Source organism: gamma proteobacterium symbiont of Axiagastus rosmarus (assembly GCF_059730925.1).
The window spans coordinates 2,021,123-2,036,668 of record NZ_AP035925.1 but is presented as its reverse complement, the minus strand read 5'-3'; the positions used below and the strand labels follow the sequence as shown (position 1 = coordinate 2,036,668).

Sequence of the window (15,546 nt, the reverse complement as noted above, 5' to 3'; positions counted from 1 at the left end):
ACGAACGGCGGGCAGGACGTCTTAGCGGTTGGAGATGTACAGCGTTACTTCCAGGCCCAGACGCAGGTCAACAAACTCAGGTTTTTTCCACATAATATTCTTCCTCATAGTCTTAAAACGCAGAGCAGGCTCTGCTAAAAACATTGCGACAGAAACAAAGCTTCCGCCAGCAATGGATAACGCGGGGCGATGTTGCGCCAATGTAGCGAGCAGATCAACCCTGATTGCGTAAGGAAATACACTTAGGCCTGCCAGATTTGGTGCAATACCCGCTGCCAGTTGCCCCAGGCAAGTTGTTCCAGCAATGCCTGATCATAGTTGAGACTGCGCATCAGCGCATACAGCCGCGGCAAACCGGTGACATCTTTAAGCTCTGCGGGCACGCTGATGCCGTCAAAATCCGACCCCAGCGCAACGTGATCGCTTCCCATAATAGTCATCAGATGCTCACAGTGTTTAACAATTTCGATCAAGCCGCCATCATCGTCGCGCTTACCGTCGGCGAGCAGAAAGGCGTTGCCGAAATTAATGCCGACCACGCCACCGCTATCGCGAATCGCCCGCAGCTGGTCGTCGGTAAGGTTGCGCGGCTGCGCGCACAGCGCGTGCGCATTCGAGTGGCTGGCGACCAGCGGCGCGGATGAGAGCCGGGCCGTGTCCCAGAACGCTTTTTCATTCATGTGCGACACGTCGATCATCATGCGCTGCTGATTCGCCAGCGCGATCAGCCGCTCGCCATCGGCAGTCAGCCCCGGACCGCTATCCGGCGAACCGGGAAATGCGCCGGTGACGCCAGCGCCAAAGCGATTTTCCAGATTCCAGAACGGACCGATGCTACGCACGCCCGCCTGCCAGAAGGCGGCAAGATCGGCGCCGTCGCCGTCAAAACCGTCCGCGCCCTCAATGTGCGCCACCATTGCCAGTATGCCATCGCGCCGGCAGGCGGCGATATCGGCGGTGCTGAGGCAGAGGCGCGCCCGGCCGTCAGAACGGGCAACCAGCGTTTTCAGAATCTCCAGCTGCTGCCACAGGATCTCCAGCGGCTGCCAGGCTTCACTGGCCAGCTGCGGCGCCTTTTCGCTGACGTAGCGCTGCGGCGGCACAAACAGCGCAAACAATCCACCGGCAAAGCCGCCCTGCTGCATGCGCGGAAAATCGAGGTGTCCTTTTTCGATACCGGTAAAGAAGGCAGCGGCCGGATCGTCGCGATGATGCAACCACAGGTTGAGCAACAGGTCATTATGACCATCAAAGGTTTTGATTAACATTGGGTTATCCGCCACGGATTTGATGCCGCCATGCTACGCGCATCCCGCCTGTTCGCCAAATACCGGCGCACAAAGGGTTACTGCTGTGCCACCTGCAGACCGCGATAAAAGGTCGGCTTGACATCGAGTGGCTGAGCAATCAGGCCGTACTTTTGATAAAAGTCGGCGGTTTCCTGCTGCTGTTGTACGGTGTGGTCGTCAATGCTCTGCCAGTGTGACTGACGTCGGGCAAAAGATTTGGCGGCAGCCTCCTGAGGAAAACCGATGATCTTTGCCAGCCTGGCGGAATACGCCTCAACGTGGTGATTGGCCCAGCGGTCAGCGGCCGCCAGCCGGTTAATATAATCCTGCAACGCCGCACGTTTACTGGCGTCACTCAGTGCCGCATCGGTGGCGGCGAGGAAGCTGTTGCCGCTGGAGAGCCCCACGCCGTTGATCAGCACGCGCCCGGTATGCGTCACTTCCGCCAGCGCGGTGTAAGGATCCCAGGTTGCCCACGCATCGACGGAGCCACTCGCCAGCGCAATGCGCGCATCGGCAGGCGTGAGAAAGCGCCAGCTGATTGCTTTATCGCTCAGCCAGGCGCTCTCCAGCGCTTTCAGCGCGATAAAATGACCGATCGACCCGCGCCCGGTGGCGATGCGTTTACCGCGCAGATCCCGCGGCGTTTTGATGGGTGAGTCCGGCGCAACCAGCACCGCCAGCCCGGCCGGGGTGGATTTGCTGACGGCCACCGCTTTAACCTGCGAACCTGCGGCCAGCGAGAACAGCAGCGGCGCATCACCAATAATACCGGCATCAACCGCCCCGGCATTCAGGGCTTCGGCCAGCGGAGCGGCGGCCGGAAATTCCGCCCATTCGATATGGTAGGAGAGATCGTTGAGCTGCTGCGCTGCTTCCAGCTCGGCGCGCATGTTGCCCTTTTGATCGGCAATGCGCAGGGTAACGCCGTGCGCCGCGACGCTGCCGCTGGCCAGTAACAGCATCGTTAAAGTCACTCTTTTCATTATCATTTCTCTGCAGATGAAAAGCCCAGACTACCCTGCGCGTAACAAATGACCGATGCCGATTTCGCATGAGGATTGCCGGAAGGAACATAACGATGCGCGGCTGATGAGGGCGCAAAAAAAAGCCCGCAACACGAGGTGCGGGCAAGGTAATACTGGAAGCAATGTGAGCAATGTCGTGCTCTTCTTCGGTAGAGCCACCGTCGAAGCGCAGAAGAATAATAATCATTCCTATTATCATCTGTAAAGCTCTAATTGAGAATTTTTCTCATTTCCACACTAAGGTTGTGCTTACCACCGTTGCCCGCTGGGTAAAAAAAGCGCAGATACGCGGCGGATTTGGGGAGTACGCTTGCTTTGCGATACACTCTCGCTATTGCCCGAGAATCGTTGAGTTCTATGCCAAAATTATTCCCCGCGCTGCTGCTTGGTCTCAGCGTCCTGAGTGCCTCTGCGCTCGCCGCGCCCGCGGACTCTATCCGCCACAGCGGCTTTGTCTATTGCGTCAACGGCACGGTTAACACCTTCAACCCGCAGATGGTCAGCAGCGGGCTGGTGGTCGATACGCTGGCGGCACAGTTGTATGACCGCCTGCTCGACGTCGACCCTTATACCTATCGCCTGATCCCCGATCTGGCGCAGAGCTGGGAAGTGCGCGATAACGGCGCGACTTACCGCTTCCACTTACGCAAAGATGTCTCGTTCCAGCACACCAACTGGTTTACGCCGACGCGCAAAATGAACGCCGACGATGTGGTCTTCAGCTTTGCCCGCATGTTCGATCGCCAGCATCCGTGGCATAACGTCAACGGCGGCAGCTATCCCTACTTCGACAGTCTGCAGTTTGCCGACTCGGTGCAGAGCGTGAAGAAGCTGGATAACGATACGGTAGAGATCCGCCTCAACAGCCCCGACGCTTCGTTCCTGTGGCATATCGCCACCCACTACGCGCCGGTGCTGTCACAGGAGTACGCCAGCCAGCTGAGCGCGGCAGGCCAGCAGGAACAGCTGGATCGCCAGCCGGTGGGCACCGGCCCGTTCCAGCTGAGTGAGTACCGTACCGGGCAATATCTGCGTCTGGCGCGCAATCCGCACTACTGGAAAGGCGTGCCGCGTCTGCAACAGGTGGTGATCGACCTCGGCGTGGGCGGCACTGGCCGCCTGTCGAAATTGCTGACCGGCGAGTGTGACGTACTGGCCTACCCGGCCGCCAGCCAGCTGTCGATTCTGCGCGACGATCCGCGCCTGCGCATGACGCTGCGTCCCGGCATGAATATCGCCTATCTGGCGTTTAACACCCGCAAACCGCCGCTCGACCGTCCGGAAGTGCGCCACGCACTGGCGCTGGCAATCAACAACGAGCGGCTGATGGAGTCGATTTATTACGGCACGGCGGAAACCGCAGCCTCGATTCTGCCGCGCGCCTCGTGGGCTTACGATAATGATGCGCGCGTGACGGAATACAATCCGGCAAAAGCGCGTGAGGCATTAAAAGCGCTGGGCATTGAGGATTTGCATCTGCGCCTGGTGGTGCCGACCACCTCGATGTCGTGGAACCCCAGCCCGCTTAAAACCGCCGAGCTGTTGCAGGCGGATCTGGCGCAGGTGGGCGTGCGCGTCACCATCGCGCCGGCCGAGGGACGTTTTCAGGAAGCACAGCTGATGGCCATGAATCACGATTTAACCCTGACCGGCTGGGCCACCGACAGTAACGATCCGGACAGTTTCTTCCGCCCGTTGCTGAGCTGCGCGGCGATTCGTTCGCAGACCAATTATGCGCACTGGTGTTCGCCGGCGTTTGATGAGGCGCTGCAGCGCGCGCTGCTGTCGCAGCAGCTGTCGGCGCGTATCGACAGCTACGATCGCGCCCAGCAGATGCTGGCGCAGGCGCTGCCGGTGCTGCCGCTGGCATCGTCGCTGCGCCTGCAGGCTTACCGGCACGACATTAAAGGCCTGGTGCTGAGTCCCTTCGGTAATGCCTCATTCGCCGGGGTTTACCGCGATGAGCACGGCGAGGAGTAAGCATGATCATCTATCTGTTGCGTCGCCTGCTGTTGCTGATCATCACCCTGTTCTTACTCTCGCTGGTGAGTTTCAGCCTGAGCTATTTCACGCCTAACGCGCCGCTGGAAGGCGCCTCGCTGTTCGATGCCTGGTGGTTCTGGTTTAAAGGGCTGCTGCAGTTTGATTTCGGTGTCTCCAGCACCAACGGTCAGGCAATTGATATACAGCTGCGCGAGGTGTTTCCCGCCACGCTGGAACTGTGCGTGCTGGCGTTTATGCTGGCGCTGCTGGTCGGTATTCCGCTCGGCATCTGCGCCGGCGTGATGCGCAATAAATGGCAGGATAAAGCCATCAGCGCGCTGGCGCTGCTCGGCTTCTCAATGCCGGTGTTCTGGCTGGCGCTGCTGTTTACCCTGCTGTTTTCGCTGACGCTGGGCTGGCTGCCGGTTTCCGGTCGTTTCGACCTGCTCTATCCGGTGCAGAACATTACTGGTTTTGCCCTGATTGACGCCTGGCTTAGCCCTTCACCGTGGCGGCATGAGATGCTGGTCAGCGCGCTGACGCACCTGATTCTGCCGGTGATCGTGCTGGCTGTGGCACCGACTACCGAAGTGATTCGCCTGCTGCGCAACAGCACCAGCGACGTGATGGATAAAAATTACGTCAAGGCAGCGGCAACGCGCGGCTTGTCGCGCTTCACCGTGATACGTCGTCACGTGTTGCACAACGCACTGCCGCCGGTGATCCCGCGTCTTGGCCTGCAATTCTCCACCATGCTGACGCTGGCGATGATCACCGAAGTGGTGTTCAACTGGCCTGGACTGGGGCGCTGGCTGATTAACGCTATCCGTCAGCAGGATTACGCGGCGATCTCCGCAGGCGTGATGGTGGTTGGCGGGCTAGTGATTCTGGTCAGCGTACTGTCGGATATTATCGGTGCGGCGCTCAATCCGCTGAAACACAAGGAGTGGTATGCCCTCAGATAACATCTACGCCGAGAAGCGGCTGCCGAGTGCGTTTCGCCTCAGCTGGCAGCGCTTTTATCGCGATACCAGCGCCATGATTGGCCTGTACGGCTTCGGCATCCTGCTGTTTCTCTGCCTGTTCGGCGGGCTGCTGTCCCCTTACGGTATCGACCAGCAGTTCCTCGGCTATCAGCTGTTGCCGCCGTCGTGGTCGCGCTACGGAGATGTCTCCTTCTTTCTCGGTACTGACGATCTCGGGCGCGATGTGCTAAGCCGTTTACTGAGCGGCGTGGCGCCGACGGTTGGCTCTGCGCTGCTGGTAACGGTGCTGGCAGCAATCTGCGCGATGCTGCTGGGCGTGCTGGCGGGGATAACCCACGGTTTGCGCTCGGCGGTGATGAATCACGTGCTGGATACGCTGCTGTCGATTCCCTCTCTGCTGCTGGCGATTATCGTGGTGGCCTTTCTTGGCCCGCGGCTGGAGCATGCAATGCTGGCGGTACTGCTGGCGCTGATCCCGCGTCTGGTGCGCGAAATCTACACGGCAGTGCATGATGAGATGGAAAAAGAGTATGTGGTGGCGCTGCGGCTGGATGGCGCTCGCAACCTGAATATTCTGTGGAATGCGGTGCTGCCAAACGTTCTGCCGCTGCTGGTCAGTGAATTTACCCGCTCGCTGTCGATGGCGATCCTCGACATCGCCGCGCTCGGCTTTCTTGACCTCGGCGCGCAGCTGCCCTCGCCCGAATGGGGTGCGATGCTGGGTGACGCGCTGGAGCTGATTTACGTGGCGCCGTGGACGGTGATGCTGCCGGGTGCCGCGCTGATGGTAAGCGTACTGATTGTTAACCTGCTGGGCGATGGCATCCGTCGCGCTGTCGCTGCGGGAGTGGAATAATGCCGTTACTCGACATCCGAAATCTCACCATTGAATTCATGACCGCTGAAGGTCCGGTGAAAGCGGTCGATCGCATCAATCTGACGCTAAACGAGGGCGAAGTGCGTGGCCTGGTGGGCGAATCCGGCTCGGGGAAAAGTCTGGTGGCGAAAGCCATCTGCGGCGTGACCAAAGATAACTGGCGCGTCACCGCCGACCGTATGGTGTTCGATGATATCGACCTGCTGCGCCTGTCGCCGCGCGAACGGCGGCGCATCGTTGGCCATAACGTGTCGATGATTTTTCAGGAGCCGCAATCCTGTCTCGATCCTTCTGAAAGTGTCGGCCGCCAGCTGATGCAGGCCATTCCACGCTGGACGTTTAAAGGCCGCTGGTATCAGCGCCTGTGGTTCTGGCGCAAAGAGCGCGCCATTGAGCTGCTGCACCGCGTCGGCATTAAAGATCACAAAGACATTATGCGCAGCTTCCCGTATGAGCTGACCGAAGGCGAATGTCAGAAGGTGATGATCGCCATCGCGCTGGCCAATCAGCCGCGCCTGCTGATTGCCGATGAGCCAACCAATGCCATGGAGCCCACCACCCAGGCGCAGATTTTCCGTCTGCTGAGCCGCCTCAATCAGAATAACAACACCACGATTTTGCTGATCAGCCATGACCTGCGCACCATGAGTCAGTGGGCGGACCGCATCAACGTGATGTACTGCGGACAAACGGTGGAAACCGCGCAGAGTGACGATCTGATGGAAACGCCGCACCATCCGTATACGCAGGCGCTGATCCGCGCCATGCCCGACTTTGGCCGCGCGCTGCCGCATAAAAGTCGCCTGAATACGCTGTCCGGCGCGATACCGTCGCTGGAACATCTGCCGATTGGCTGCCGTCTCGGTCCGCGCTGCCCTTACGCGCAGCGTAAATGCATCGAAACGCCGCGCCTGAGCGGCACTAAAGCGCATCTTTATGCCTGTCACTTCCCGCTGAATATGGAGAGCCAATAATGGAAACCCTGCTGGAAGTGCGCAACCTGAGCAAAACCTACCGCTACCGCACCGGGCTGTTCCGGCGCCAGCATGTTGAAGCGGTGAAAAACGTCAGTTTTACCCTGCGCGAAAAGCAGACGCTGGCCATTATCGGCGAGAACGGTTCGGGCAAATCCACGCTGGCGAAGATGCTGAGCGGCATGGTGGCGCCAAGCGAAGGCGAGATGCTGATTGACGATCACCCGCTTAGCTACGGCGATTACGGCTACCGCAGCCAGCGGATTCGCATGATTTTTCAGGATCCGTCGACGTCGCTCAATCCGCGCCAGCGCGTCAGCCAGATCCTTGATTTTCCGCTGCGGCTGAATACCGATCTTGATGATGAAGCACGCGAAAAGCGCATCATTGCCACGCTGCGTCAGGTCGGGCTGCTGCGCGACCATGCCGGCTACTATCCGCACATGCTGGCGCCCGGCCAGAAGCAGCGTCTGGCGCTGGCGCGCGCGCTGATTCTGCAGCCGAAGGTGATTGTCGCCGATGAAGCCCTCGCCTCGCTGGACATGACCATGCGTTCGCAGCTGGTGAACCTGATGCTGGAGCTGCAGGAGAAACACGGCATCGCCTATATTTATGTCACTCAGCATCTTGGCATGATGAAGCACATCAGCGACCAGGTGCTGGTGATGCATCAGGGCGAAGTGGTGGAGCGCGGCGGCACCGCTGACGTGCTGGCCTCGCCGCTGCACGACTTAACCAAACGGCTGATTGCCAGTCATTTTGGCGAAGCGTTAACCGCCGAGGCGTGGCGGCGCGAGCGTTGAGTGCTACGGCCGTAGCGGAAAACGCGGCGCGATTTACCCCATTTGATACAGACGTGCTAGAATCCGCACGTCGATTAACGTCGGTCGCACAATTTTTAATCATTGCGACCGCCAACAACAATGACCATAAGGATTACAGCTATGGGTTTTCTTTCCGGTAAGCGCATTCTGATTACTGGCGTTGCCAGTAAACTTTCCATCGCCTACGGTATTGCGCAGGCGATGCACAAACAGGGCGCAGAACTGGCTTTCACCTACCAGAACGACAAACTGAAAGGTCGCGTGGAAGAGTTCGCTAAAGAACTGGGTTCAGACATTGTTCTGCCGTGCGATGTGGCAGAAGACGAGAGCATCACTGCCCTGTTCACTGAACTGGCAAAAACCTGGCCGAAATTTGACGGCTTTGTTCACTCCATCGGCTTCGCCCCGGGCGACCAGCTGGATGGCGACTATGTGAACGCCGTTACCCGTGAAGGCTTCAAAATCGCGCACGACATCAGCGCCTACAGCTTTGTGGCGATGGCCAAAGAGTGCCGCGCGATGCTGAACCCGAACGCAGCACTGCTGACCCTCTCTTACCTGGGTGCAGAGCGCGCTATCCCGAACTACAACGTGATGGGTCTGGCGAAAGCGTCGCTGGAAGCCAACGTGCGTTACATGGCGAATGCGATGGGTCCGGAAGGCGTGCGTGTTAACGCCGTGTCTGCCGGTCCAATCCGTACCCTGGCCGCATCAGGCATCAAAGATTTCCGTAAGATGCTGGCACACTGCGAAGCGGTAACCCCGATTCGTCGTACCGTTACCATCGAGGACGTGGGTAATTCTGCGGCCTTCCTGTGCTCAGACCTGGCGGGTGGTATCACCGGTGAAGTGGTGCACGTCGATGGCGGCTTTAGCATTGCCGCAATGAACGAGCTGGAACTGAAATAAGTTCTGCGGGCGAGCCAGGTGCTCGCCCATTTTCTTTTCTCTCCCCGCCTTATAGCCACACGCTATTAATTATTCCCCATCATTCTTTTGCCGTGGACAGCCGTTCAGCGACGATAAGCTAGCCCTTGAGTGGCGATGCGCTTTTCAGATTTTCCCGTTGTGCACTCAGTCCGTTTTTTGCGAAAGGAATGACCATGGAACACCGCCGTTCTCCCGGCCATGACCACTGGTTTTATGAAAGCCAGACTCGCCCGCATACGTCCGCTGCTGCTCCCCTGGTTCCCGAAGCCGCTCATATTGATGACCGTTTTCTGCTCGGCCTGCAGCAGGAAGCCAGCGCACTGCAGCCGCTGCTGCAGCGCTTTCAGCCAGTGCTACAGGCGGCACGCGACCTGAGCCATACCCTGCTGCCTGATGTGGTCAGCACCTCGCTGACCCACACGCTAACGCTGTACGATCGTCTCAGCACCGCACTCACGGTGGCACAGGTGGCTGGCGTGCAGCGGCTGTGCAATCACTACTCGGCGCGGCTTAATCCGCTGCCGGGACCGGATTCTTCGCGCGAAAGCAATAATCGCCTGACGCAAATCACCCAGTATGCGCGCCAGCTGGCGATGCAGCCGGAGCTGATTACCGCCAGCAGCATCAGCGCGCTGGATGCGGTAGGCCTGACTGAATCCGATATCGTTACGCTCAACCAGCTAGTAGGCTACGTCAGCTATCAGGCGCGCGTGGTCGCCGCGCTTCAGGCGATGATGGGCCTGCCGGTGCGCTGGATCCCTGGCGTCACGCCGCCCACCGACGCCGATGCGGTGCTGTTCAGTCAGGCTGCTGCCTGGCAGCACGCCCTCAAGCCGGTTGAGCTGCGCTATGCCAGCGCTGACCAGCTGGCGGCGGTGACCTTTTGTCAGGGTATGGCCGGACTCGACGAGGCTGTCTGGCTGCTGGTGCACGATGCCCAGGCGCTGTATGGCTGGGCGACGCTGCGTCAGCGGCTTGAGGCTTATGGTGGGGAAGAGGAACAGCTGGCGCAGGCAGTCAGCGCGCGCGTACTGGGCTGCCGACGCCAGTTCGCGCAGCTGGCGAACGGCTGGCGCACGCGTTTGCTACACGATGTGGATCAGGCCAGCGATGACAGCCTGACGCAGCAGGTGATCGCGCTGAGCGCCCAGCTTACCCGGCTGCCGGAGCGCTTCAGTGCCGCCCATCTGCAGCCGCTGTTAAACGCGGGCTGGGGCAGCGAGCGCCTGTTCACACTGATGCAGGCGGTGGCATTTGCCAGCTGGCAGGATCGACTGCTGATGGCGTTGGGCGAAGCGCGCTAATCCGCCAGGTGGCGTCGTGCTTCGTCAAAGAAGTGCTGCGACAGCGGCGACGCCCTGCCCGGCTCGGCAATCACCAGCGCCGCCTGACGTCCCATCGGCGCGATATCAATCGGCCGGCGCGCCAGATGGTGCAACATTTCCGGTAGCAGATGGCCGCAGGGCGACACCATGACGCCCAGGCCAACCTGCGCACTCTGAATCAGCTGCATTACCGAGGCGCTTTCCACAATTACCCGCGGCAGCACGCCGGTTTCACGCAACTGTCCGTCGAGGTAACGCCGGAAATAGCGCGTGGGCTCGGCCAGGCACAGCGGTTGGCTCGCCAGCGTGTGCAGCGATAGCCGCTCATGCTGCAGCAGCGCCGGGAAGTGATCGGGATGGAAAATGGCTTCGACACCGCGATCGTTGAGCAGCGCGGTCTGGAAATGCAGTTCCCGCAGTGACGTCAGCTCAAAAAAGCCGATACCGCCGTCCACGGTGTGGCTGTTAAGCGCTTCCAGCAGTTGATCGGCGCTCATGGCAGAAACGCGATAGTCGAGCTGCGGATAGCGCGCTTCCACCGCTTTCAGTAACGCCGGCAGCGCCACGCTGCACTGCGGCATCACGCCCAGCCGCAGCGTGCCGTTGACACCGTGTTTGAGCGACTCCACTTCCAGCTTCAGTCCCTGATAGACCGAAACAATTTCGCGCGCCCACGTCAGCACGCGTTCCCCTTCCGGCGTGAAGCCGTCAAAGTTGTTGCTGCGATTGATCAGCGACAGCCCCAGCTCACGCTCAAGGTTTTTAAGCCGCATCGAGAGCGTGGGCTGGCTGACGAAGCTGGCCTCAGCCGCGCGGCCAAAATGGCGCTCGCGCTCCAGATTGCACAGATAAATCAATTGCTTGATGTCGATTTTCTTATCCACCGTCGAATTTTTATCGCGTTATGGTAGCAAAACTCGTCGCGCCCCAACGCGCACTCAGCGAAGAAATTTCTGCGTTGTCAGGCGGATTGCTCAGGCGGATAGCGGGTGATATATACAAGGAGACGCGGCGGGTCGCCACCGGTCGCGACCCGCATGATTAACGGTACCGCCCGGCATCAGGCGACGCCGAGCGCACTTTTCACCTCGTTAGCGATCTTCTCGACCTGCGGCCCGTAAATCACCTGCACATCGTGCTCGCTGACGCGATTAACCCCGTTAGCGCCGGTCGACAGCAGCGTTTGATCCACCACTTCTTTCATCTCTTTGACCCGCACGCGCAGGCGAGTGAAGCAGCAATCGACGTCCTCTATATTGGCCTCTCCGCCTAGCCCGCTGATGATCACGCGGGTGCGTTCATCCGCCGCCACCTGCTGCGGTTTGGCTTCCTCTTCGGATTCACGCCCCGGCGTTTCCACCTGCATCCGGGTAATCACCAGGCGAAAGCCCCAGTAATAAACCGGCGCGTAAATGGCGCCCAGCACCAGCGTCCACCACCAGTGGGTTTTGCTGCCGCCGAGAATGCCAAACACCAGCAGATCAATCGCGCCGCCCTGCACGTTACCGATCATCAGGTGCAGCATCGACATCAGCATAAACGACAGGCCGGTCAGCAGCGCGTGCATCACGTACAACACCGGCGAGACGAAGATGAAGCAGAACTCCAGCGGTTCGGTGATGCCGGTGGTAAACGAGGTCAGCGCACCGGCCAGCACCAGCGCTTTGACCCGCTGCTTATGTTCAGGTTTGGCAGTGTGATAGATGGCCAGCGCGGCGGCGGGCAGACCGAACATCATCACCGGGATTTTGCCCTGGGCGAGAAACTGCGTGGCGGTACGCACGGTGTCGTCCGGAATCGCGCCGGGATGGGTCAGCGAGGTGTTGAAAATATTCAGCGCGCCGACGATGGTCTGGCCGTCCACCGTCGCCATGCCGCCAATCGGCGTAAAGCGCACGGTTTCATTGAGGATGTGATGCAGGCCGGTCGGGATCAGCAGGCGCTCGCAGGCGCCGAGCAAAAAGGCACCGTACTGACCGCTTTTACCGATCATCTGGCCGACCCACGCAATGCCCTGGCCGATGGTTGGCCAGATAAGCGCCAGCAGCACGCCCGTCAGCGGCAGCACCACCACCGTCACGATGGGCACAAAGCGACGCCCGCCAAAAAAGCTGATCGCCGTGGGCAACTGCTGGGTATAGAAGCGGTTGTGCAGCATCACAGTGAGCAGGCCGGCAATCACCCCGCCCAGCACGCTCATGTTGTAGGTAAAAATGCCGAGCATGTCGATGTACTCGGCTGACGTCATCATGGCGCTGGTCTGGTCCATGCCCGCCTGCTGCAGCGCCTCGGGCGTGGTGGTGGCCGCCGTCAGCCCTTTCGCCGCCAGCGTGGCGCTGATCCCCACATTCATGGCGATATAGCCAATCACTGCCGCAAACGCGGCGGTGGGTTTCTCCGCTTTGGCCAGCCCAATTGCGCTGGCGACGGCAAAAAATACCGGCAGGTTGGCAAACAGCGCACCCGCCACTTTACGAATAAAACCGATGATCAACTGCGGCACCTGCAAACTGGCAAATGCTTCACCGGTGATCGCCGGATTCTGCAACGCGGCGGCCAGACCGAGAAAGATACCGGCGGCAGCAATGACGGAGATCGGCATCATTAAGGCTTTGCCGAATGCGTGAACCTGACTGGCAAGTTGCTTCATGGAGCGCGCCCTTTTGCTAACGGAAAGAGCAATTATTAGCCACTATTTGGCCGCGCACTTACCCGCCGGCGCGCGGTAGCGGATAATTTATGATGCCGATCACGCTTTCACCCCTGGCGCGCGATAAACGTTAACTATCGCACCATTAAGTCAATCAATTAGACAACTTTTGCCGTCAGTCGCACACTTCTCACCAACAGAAGTCATATTCTGATAACAATTCATAAACAATAAGCCTGCGACTATCATGAAATTTAAACGTAAGATTCAGCCCTATCGCGCCGCTGCGGGCGGCTGGGGCTCGCTGGAAGCCACCACCCGTTTTGTCCTTGACAGTAAAGCCGCCCTGAAAAACATGCGTAACCTGATGCGCATGAACAAAGCGCGCGGCTTTGACTGCCCGGGCTGTGCCTGGGGCGATGATAACAAGAGCACCTTCAGCTTCTGTGAAAACGGCGCGAAAGCCGTGACCTGGGAAGCGACACGCCGCGTCGTCGAGCCAGAATTTTTTGCCCAGCACAGCGTCAGCACTCTGTATCAGCAAAGCGACTATTTCCTTGAGTATCAGGGCCGTCTGACCCACCCGATGCGCTACAACAGCGCGACCGATCACTATGAACCGATTAGCTGGGATGACGCCTTTGCGCTGATCGCGCAGCATTTGCAGGCAATGGATCATCCGGATCAGCTGGAGCTTTACACCTCCGGTCGCGCCAGCAATGAAGCCTCGTGGCTGTACCAGCTGTTTGGCCGCGTGCTGGGCACCAACAATTTCCCTGACTGCTCCAACATGTGCCACGAAGCCAGCGGCACCGGACTGAAACGTAGCATTGGCGTCGGTAAAGGCACCATTCGCCTGGACGATTTCGACCACGCTGATGCGATTTTTGTCTTTGGCCAGAACCCCGGCACCAACCATCCGCGCATGCTGCACAGCCTGCGTCACGCCGCCGATCACGGCGCCAGAATCGTCACCTTTAATACCCTGCGTGAGCGCGGCCTGGAACGTTTTGCCGATCCGCAGAAGCCGCTGGAAGTGGTGACGTCGATGGCCGGCAACATCAGCTCCGCCTATTATCAGCCCAACCTCGGCGGCGATATGGCGGCGGTGCGCGGCATGGTTAAAGCGCTACTGGAAGAGCAGCGTAAACGGCTGGCCGCCGGTGAAAAAGGCATTTTCGATCAGGCCTTTATTGACGCCAACACCCAGGGCGTTGAGCAGTATCTGGCGGCTGTCGACGAGACCCTCTGGGAGCAGATCGTGCAGCAGTCGGGCCTGAGCGAAGCCCAGATTCGCGAAGCCGCCGCCATTTACCAGAGCGCCGAACGGGTGATCATCACCTGGGCGATGGGCATCACTCAGCACAAACACTCGGTCGATACGGTACGGGAAATCGTTAACCTGCAGCTGCTGTTTGGCCAGCTCGGCAAACAAGGCGCGGGCCTGTGTCCGGTACGCGGCCACAGTAACGTGCAGGGCAACCGCACCATGGGCATCGACGAGAAACCGTCGAAAGCGTTCCTCGATGCACTGGGCGCACATTTTGCTTTTGAACCGCCGCGCGAGCACGGTCATAACACGGTTGAAGCGCTCAACGCCATGCTGCGTGATGAAGTCAAAGTGCTGATTGCGCTGGGCGGTAACCTCGCCGCGGCGGCGCCGGACTCACCGGTTACCGAAGAAGCGCTGCAGCACTGTGGTCTGACGGTACACATCAGCACCAAGCTGAACCGCAGCCATCTGGTACCGGGCCACGAAGGCCTGATTCTGCCGACGCTGGGCCGTACCGAGCGCGATCGCCAGGCCAGCGGCAACCAGTTCATCACCGTGGAAGATTCGTTCAGCATGGTGCATGCCTCTGAAGGTGTCGGCATTCCGCTGGCGGAAACGCAGCGCTCAGAAACAGCCATTGTGGCCGGTATCGCGCACGCGACGCTGGGCAGCGACCACATCGACTGGCTCGGCATGGCCGCTGATTACAACGTCATTCGCGATCACATTGCGGCGACCATCCCCGGCTTCGCTGATTTTAACCGTCAGTGTGATATTCCCGGCGGCTTTTACCTCGGTAACGCTGCCGCAGAACTGCGTTTCAATACGCCATCGCGTCAGGCAGAATTCAGCGCGGCGGCACTGCCGACCTCGCTGTTCCCGCAGCTGGGCAATGACGTTGAAGTGCCGTTCACGTTGCAGACGCTGCGCTCGCATGACCAGTACAACACCACCATTTACGGCCTGGATGACCGCTATCGTGGCGTATACGGTCAGCGTGAAGTGGTGTTTATCCATCCGGACGACATGGCGTCACTCGGTTTCAGCGAAGGACAGCTGGTTGACATTGAAACCCTGTGGAATGACGGTCTGACGCGTCGCGTCAGCGGCTTTAAGCTGGTGCCGTATAATATTCCGCGCGGTAACCTCGCCGCCTACTATCCGGAGACCAATCCGCTGGTACCGCTCTCCAGCTACGGTGACGGCAGCGGCACGCCCACCTCTAAATCGGTACCGGTGAAGCTGGCGCTGACCGCCGCCGCGCCCACCCAGCGTATCGCCTGAGTTCTGTGCGTTACCAGAAAGTAAAAAGCCGTGTAAAGCGGCTTTTTCGCCTGTTTTAGCCTTGCCGCGCGGACCTGATTCGCGTAAAACTGTCCACCGCTCTTAGGCCACGAAACTAAATAT

13 protein-coding genes are annotated in these 15,546 nt (G+C 59.5%); 8 read left to right on the top strand and 5 right to left on the bottom strand.

Annotated elements, in window-relative coordinates; translation table 11 throughout:
• Positions 1-21 precede the first annotated feature (21 nt).
• From pqqA to AC6I8F_RS09470, 3 genes are all read right to left on the bottom strand, one after another.
• Positions 22-93: a pyrroloquinoline quinone precursor peptide PqqA gene (gene pqqA, locus AC6I8F_RS09480; protein WP_010617686.1), complete on the bottom strand. Its 72-nt coding sequence runs from the start codon at positions 91-93 to the stop codon at positions 22-24.
• A 149-nt stretch (positions 94-242) separates the two neighbouring features.
• A complete protein-coding gene (locus tag AC6I8F_RS09475) occupies positions 243-1,262 on the bottom strand; it encodes a dipeptidase (protein ID WP_498028794.1) in 1,020 nt (339 codons plus the stop codon).
• Positions 1,263-1,345: 83 nt separating this feature from the next.
• On the bottom strand, positions 1,346-2,275 hold the full coding sequence (locus AC6I8F_RS09470) for an ABC transporter substrate-binding protein (protein ID WP_498028761.1): 930 nt from the start codon (positions 2,273-2,275) through the stop codon (positions 1,346-1,348).
• Between the two features lie 399 nt (positions 2,276-2,674).
• Between AC6I8F_RS09470 and sapA the strand changes: the two genes are divergently transcribed.
• The 7 genes from sapA (at position 2,675) to AC6I8F_RS09435 (ending at position 10,195) form a co-directional block, all read left to right on the top strand.
• Positions 2,675-4,297, top strand: a complete 1,623-nt coding sequence (gene sapA / locus AC6I8F_RS09465; protein ID WP_498028760.1) for an ABC transporter substrate-binding protein SapA — start codon at positions 2,675-2,677, stop codon at positions 4,295-4,297.
• Positions 4,298-4,299: 2 nt separating this feature from the next.
• Positions 4,300-5,265: a putrescine export ABC transporter permease SapB gene (gene sapB / locus AC6I8F_RS09460; RefSeq protein ID WP_021505968.1), complete on the top strand. Its 966-nt coding sequence runs from the start codon at positions 4,300-4,302 to the stop codon at positions 5,263-5,265.
• Positions 5,252-6,142, top strand: coding sequence for a putrescine export ABC transporter permease SapC (gene sapC / locus AC6I8F_RS09455; protein ID WP_498028759.1), 891 nt, complete (start codon positions 5,252-5,254; stop codon positions 6,140-6,142). The genes sapB and sapC overlap by 14 nt, the downstream gene beginning before the upstream one ends.
• On the top strand, positions 6,142-7,137 hold the full coding sequence (sapD, locus tag AC6I8F_RS09450; protein WP_021505966.1) for a putrescine export ABC transporter ATP-binding protein SapD: 996 nt from the start codon (positions 6,142-6,144) through the stop codon (positions 7,135-7,137). The genes sapC and sapD overlap by 1 nt, the downstream gene beginning before the upstream one ends.
• Positions 7,137-7,940 carry a putrescine export ABC transporter ATP-binding protein SapF gene (gene sapF, locus AC6I8F_RS09445; RefSeq protein WP_058758607.1) on the top strand — a complete coding sequence of 268 codons (804 nt, stop codon included), beginning with the start codon at positions 7,137-7,139 and terminating at the stop codon, positions 7,938-7,940. Before sapD ends, sapF begins: the two co-directional genes overlap by 1 nt.
• A gap of 141 nt (positions 7,941-8,081) precedes the next feature.
• A complete protein-coding gene (gene fabI / locus AC6I8F_RS09440) occupies positions 8,082-8,870 on the top strand; it encodes an enoyl-ACP reductase FabI (protein WP_021505963.1) in 789 nt (262 codons plus the stop codon).
• 194 nt (positions 8,871-9,064) lie between these two features.
• Complete coding sequence (locus AC6I8F_RS09435) at positions 9,065-10,195, top strand: CMD domain-containing protein (protein ID WP_498028758.1); 1,131 nt, start codon at positions 9,065-9,067, stop codon at positions 10,193-10,195.
• Here the strand turns inward: AC6I8F_RS09435 and AC6I8F_RS09430 are convergent.
• Both AC6I8F_RS09430 and AC6I8F_RS09425 read right to left on the bottom strand, forming a co-directional pair.
• Positions 10,192-11,088 carry a LysR family transcriptional regulator gene (locus AC6I8F_RS09430; protein WP_058758655.1) on the bottom strand — a complete coding sequence of 299 codons (897 nt, stop codon included), beginning with the start codon at positions 11,086-11,088 and terminating at the stop codon, positions 10,192-10,194. The genes AC6I8F_RS09435 and AC6I8F_RS09430 overlap by 4 nt on opposite strands.
• 188 nt (positions 11,089-11,276) lie before the next feature.
• A complete protein-coding gene (locus AC6I8F_RS09425) occupies positions 11,277-12,866 on the bottom strand; it encodes a PTS transporter subunit EIIC (RefSeq protein WP_021505960.1) in 1,590 nt (529 codons plus the stop codon).
• Between the two features lie 247 nt (positions 12,867-13,113).
• Between AC6I8F_RS09425 and AC6I8F_RS09420 the strand changes: the two genes are divergently transcribed.
• Positions 13,114-15,423 carry an FdhF/YdeP family oxidoreductase gene (locus tag AC6I8F_RS09420; RefSeq protein ID WP_152390976.1) on the top strand — a complete coding sequence of 770 codons (2,310 nt, stop codon included), beginning with the start codon at positions 13,114-13,116 and terminating at the stop codon, positions 15,421-15,423.
• Positions 15,424-15,546 lie beyond the last annotated feature (123 nt).